The sequence below is a fragment of the Streptomyces sp. NBC_00341 genome (assembly GCF_041435055.1).
Taxonomy (GTDB): Bacteria; Actinomycetota; Actinomycetes; order Streptomycetales; family Streptomycetaceae; genus Streptomyces.
In genome coordinates this window covers 4,630,502-4,631,512 of sequence record NZ_CP108002.1, presented here as the reverse complement: position 1 = coordinate 4,631,512, position 1,011 = coordinate 4,630,502, and the positions used below count along the sequence as shown (strand labels likewise).

General features: G+C 67.9%; 2 protein-coding genes. Both read right to left on the bottom strand.

All coding sequences use genetic code 11. The features are described 5' to 3' along the window. Window positions 1-162: 162 nt before the first annotated feature. Window positions 163-531: a hypothetical protein gene (locus OG892_RS20840; RefSeq protein WP_073736416.1), complete on the bottom strand. Its 369-nt coding sequence runs from the start codon at window positions 529-531 to the stop codon at window positions 163-165. A 28-nt stretch (window positions 532-559) separates the two neighbouring features. Continuing rightward, window positions 560-1,000, bottom strand: coding sequence for a YbaB/EbfC family nucleoid-associated protein (locus OG892_RS20835; RefSeq protein WP_371629941.1), 441 nt, complete (start codon window positions 998-1,000; stop codon window positions 560-562). Between the last annotated feature and the right edge of the window lie 11 nt (window positions 1,001-1,011).

Sequence of the window (1,011 nt, the reverse complement as noted above, 5' to 3'; positions counted from 1 at the left end):
TTAGGGTCTCTCGTTTGGATCAGGCTGGATCAGGGAGCGGGGTCCGGTGTCGTGCATCGCAAGGCGGAGGATTGAGGCAACGCGGAGCGTTGGTGATTGACGACAACGCGGCGAGGTGCGGCGCCGGACCCCGCGAGCCCAGCCTGATCCAAACGAGAGGCCCTAATGCTTGCCGCCCCCGCTCGAGTCCTCGCCGGGACCGTCCAGGCTCGACATCTGCTGCCCGATCTGGTCCTTCGCGTAGGACTGGACGCCCTCGATGTGCTGCCCGTTGGCCCAGACCGCTTCCCGGAGCCCCACGAACGCGGAGCCCAGGGCCGTGACCAGTTCCAGGCACGAGGCGTTGTTCGCCTCGTACTTCGGCAGGACACCGTGGGCGAACTGATCAGTGTATCCGGCCCAGCCGCGGTAGGTCTGCGAGTCGCGGATGAAGTCCTCCCGGATCTTCTTCGCCCGCTCCGGCAGCGACTCCATCATCTCGTCGCTCCGCCGCAGACCACCGGGGTTCGCCACGTACTTGCCCGTTGCCATGAGTACCTCCCTGGTTCGCTTCCTGGAGTCAGTCGGTGTCTTCGTGGATCTCGTCGTGCAGCCGGTCCCTGGAGCGCCGCCGCCCGCCGGCCGGATCGTCCAGTGCCGAGCCGAAGGCCCGGTCCCAGTCGATGTCAACGCCCCTGAGGCCGGTCGCGCCGCCGCCCGCCCGCGTCAGCGGCTCGAAGACCTCGATCACTCTACGGGCCATCCGTGAGCGCCCCTCCTGGACCGCCTCCATCACGGAGGAGGCCAGTTGAGGTCCCGTCATGTTCAGGTACTTGTTGTCCGGGAACTTCAGCGCCGTCAGCTCACCCTGCGGCCCCACGGTGACCTCCACCGCGCGGTCCCGTGAACGGATGGTGGCCGAGGCCTGGCCGAGCTCGCCCTCGGCACGCGCCACGGCTTCCTGGACGGCCGTCAGTTCGGCCATCGCCTGGGCCAGCTTCGCTTCCATCGACTCGCTCAACGGACACCTCT

Bases quoted from the DNA above. Each gene is read 5' to 3' on its own strand.
- OG892_RS20840 (WP_073736416.1), bottom strand. From the start codon at position 531: ATGGCAACGGGCAAGTACGTGGCGAACCCCGGTGGTCTGCGGCGGAGC.